We start from the raw sequence: 3,554 nt of genomic DNA, 5'->3' as shown, positions 1-3,554 counted from the left end.
GGAATGCAAGAAGGACCGCCCCGTGGGGGCGGTCCTTCTTGTGAATGGGTGTCCGGCGGCGACCTACTCTCCCACACAGTCTCCCGTGCAGTACCATCGGCGCTGAGGGGCTTAGCTTCCGGGTTCGGAATGGGACCGGGCGTTTCCCCCTCGCTATGACCGCCGTAACTCTATGGAGATGTACCGGGCCGACACCTGGTCCCCGCGGTCGGCTGGGGGGTGTCGGTGTGCCCGTCTCTCGGGAACCGCACAGTGGACGCGTCACACAGTCTTGAAGGTGTGGTGAAGTTGTCGGCTTATTAGTACCGGTCAGCTTCACGGGTCGTTGGTCCCCGCTTCCACATCCGGCCTATCTACCCAGTGGTCTAGCTGGGAGCCTCTCGGGACAAGTCCCGTGGAAACCTCATCTTGAAGCAGGCTTCCCGCTTAGATGCTTTCAGCGGTTATCCCTTCCGAACGTAGCCAACCAGCCGTGCTCCTGGCGGAACAACTGGCACACCAGAGGTTCGTCCGTCCCGGTCCTCTCGTACTAGGGACAGGTCTTCTCAAGTTTCCTGCGCGCGCAGCGGATAGGGACCGAACTGTCTCACGACGTTCTAAACCCAGCTCGCGTACCGCTTTAATGGGCGAACAGCCCAACCCTTGGGACCTACTCCAGCCCCAGGATGCGACGAGCCGACATCGAGGTGCCAAACCATGCCGTCGATATGGACTCTTGGGCAAGATCAGCCTGTTATCCCCGGGGTACCTTTTATCCGTTGAGCGACGGCGCTTCCACAAGCCACCGCCGGATCACTAGTCCCGACTTTCGTCCCTGCTCGACCTGTCAGTCTCACAGTCAAGCTCCCTTGTGCACTTGCACTCGACACCTGATTGCCAACCAGGCTGAGGGAACCTTTGGGCGCCTCCGTTACATTTTAGGAGGCAACCGCCCCAGTTAAACTACCCACCAGGCACTGTCCCTGATCCGGATCACGGACCGAGGTTAGACATCCAGAGCGACCAGAGTGGTATTTCAACGACGACTCCACCGACACTGGCGTGCCGGCTTCACAGTCTCCCACCTATCCTACACAAGCCGCACCGAACACCAATACCAAGCTATAGTAAAGGTCCCGGGGTCTTTCCGTCCTGCTGCGCGTAACGAGCATCTTTACTCGTAGTGCAATTTCGCCGAGTTCGCGGTTGAGACAGCGGAGAAGTCGTTACGCCATTCGTGCAGGTCGGAACTTACCCGACAAGGAATTTCGCTACCTTAGGATGGTTATAGTTACCACCGCCGTTTACTGGGGCTTAAATTCTGAGCTTCGCCTTGCGGCTGACCCGTCCTCTTAACCTTCCAGCACCGGGCAGGCGTCAGTCCGTATACATCGTCTTGCGACTTCGCACGGACCTGTGTTTTTAGTAAACAGTCGCTTCTCCCTGGTCTCTGCGGCCTTCGAACGCTCCCCCAGCAAGTGGGTTCACGCCTCAGGCCCCCCTTCTCCCGAAGTTACGGGGGCATTTTGCCGAGTTCCTTAACCACGATTCTCTCGATCGCCTTGGTATTCTCTACCTGACCACCTGAGTCGGTTTAGGGTACGGGCGGCTAGAACCTCGCGCCGAGGCTTTTCTAGGCAGCATAGGATCACCCTGCTTCCCCCATACGGGGTCACCATCAGCTCTCAGGCTCCATGAGGGGCGGATTTGCCTACCCCTCGCCCTACAACCTTGGACGTGGTCAACCATCGCCACGCGGAGGCTACCTTCCTGCGTCACCCCTGTTAATACGCTTACCTACTACCGGTTCGGGCCGCGCGCGCCACCACCAGGTGCCCCCGAAGGGACGGTTGGCGGCTTTGGGCGCTTAGCATCACCGGGCTCGGTATGGGCGGTTCTTCGCCGGTACGGGAATATCAACCCGTTGTCCATCGACTACGCCTGTCGGCCTCGCCTTAGGTCCCGACTTACCCAGGGCGGATTAGCCTGGCCCTGGAACCCTTGGTCATTCGGCGGACGGGTTTCTCACCCGTCTTTCGCTACTCATGCCTGCATTCTCACTCGTGTGGCGTCCACCGCTGGGTCACCCCGCGACTTCACTCGCCACACGACGCTCCCCTACCCATCCACACACCTGAACCACGAAGGCTAAGTTATCGTGTGAATGCCACAGCTTCGGCGGTGTGCTTGAGCCCCGCTACATTGTCGGCGCGGAATCACTTGACCAGTGAGCTATTACGCACTCTTTCAAGGGTGGCTGCTTCTAAGCCAACCTCCTGGTTGTCTGTGCAACTCCACATCCTTTCCCACTTAGCACACGCTTAGGGGCCTTAGCTGGTGGTCTGGGCTGTTTCCCTCTCGACTACGGAGCTTATCCCCCGCAGTCTCACTGCCACGCTCTCACTTACCGGCATTCGGAGTTTGGCTAACGTCAGTAACCTTGTAGGGCCCATCGGCTATCCAGTAGCTCTACCTCCGGCAAGAAACACGTGACGCTGCACCTAAATGCATTTCGGGGAGAACCAGCTATCACGAAGTTTGATTGGCCTTTCACCCCTAACCACAGGTCATCCCCTCGGTTTTCAACCCAAGTGGGTTCGGTCCTCCACGCGGTCTTACCCGCGCTTCAACCTGCCCATGGCTAGATCACTTCGCTTCGGGTCTAGAGCACGCGACTGAAAACGCCCTGTTCGGACTCGCTTTCGCTACGGCTTCCCCACACGGGTTAACCTCGCCACGTACCACTAACTCGCAGGCTCATTCTTCAAAAGGCACGCTGTCACCCCTGCTAAGGAGGCTCCAACGGATTGTAGGCACACGGTTTCAGGTACTATTTCACTCCCCTCCCGGGGTACTTTTCACCTTTCCCTCACGGTACTTGTCCGCTATCGGTCACTAGGTAGTATTTAGGCTTAGCAAGTGGTCTTGCCAGATTCACACGGGATTTCTCGGGCCCCGTGCTACTTGGGATCCCCCTCGGGAGGCCGCACCATTTCGTCTACGGGGGTCACACCCTCTGTGCCGGGCCTTTCAAGACCCTTCGACTATGACACGGCTTTCTGACTCCCTGAGAGCTCGGCAGAACTCCCTGAAAGGTCCCACAACCCCGCCCACGCAACGCCTGCCGGCTATCACACGAGGACGGTTTGGCCTCATCCGCTTTCGCTCGCCACTACTCACGGAATATCTCTTCCTGTCGGTACTGAGATGTTTCACTTCCCGACGTTCCCTCCACACACCCTATATATTCAGGTGCGGGTCACCGCACATGACTGCGGCGGGGTTCCCCCATTCGGACATCCTCGGATCACAGCTCGTTTGCCAACTCCCCGAGGCTTATCGCAGGCTACCACGTCCTTCTTCGGCTCCTAGTGCCAAGGCATCCACCCTGTGCCCTTAAAAACTTCAACCACAAAGACAAGAAAATAAAGATGCTCGCGTCCACTGTGCAGTTCTCAAGCTACGGGCGACCCCACCCTCACCACACCCCGACACAGGATGCGCTCCGGTGGTCCGCACAAGGCAACACGCCACAACCTCTGGCCCGCTCCCTCAGGACCCAACAGTGTGCCAAC

Annotated in this window: 2 rRNA genes; both read right to left on the bottom strand. The window is 58.4% G+C overall.

Annotated elements, in window-relative coordinates:
• Positions 1-50: 50 nt before the first annotated feature.
• Positions 51-167, bottom strand: a 5S ribosomal RNA gene (rrf, locus tag CAE01nite_RS17890).
• Positions 168-279: 112 nt separating this feature from the next.
• A 23S ribosomal RNA gene (locus tag CAE01nite_RS17885) occupies positions 280-3,389 on the bottom strand.
• Between the last annotated feature and the right edge of the window lie 165 nt (positions 3,390-3,554).

It is taken from the genome of Cellulomonas aerilata (genome assembly GCF_007991755.1).
Taxonomy (GTDB): Bacteria; Actinomycetota; Actinomycetes; order Actinomycetales; family Cellulomonadaceae; genus Pengzhenrongella; species Pengzhenrongella aerilata.
This window is presented reverse-complemented; position numbering and strand designations above follow the sequence as displayed.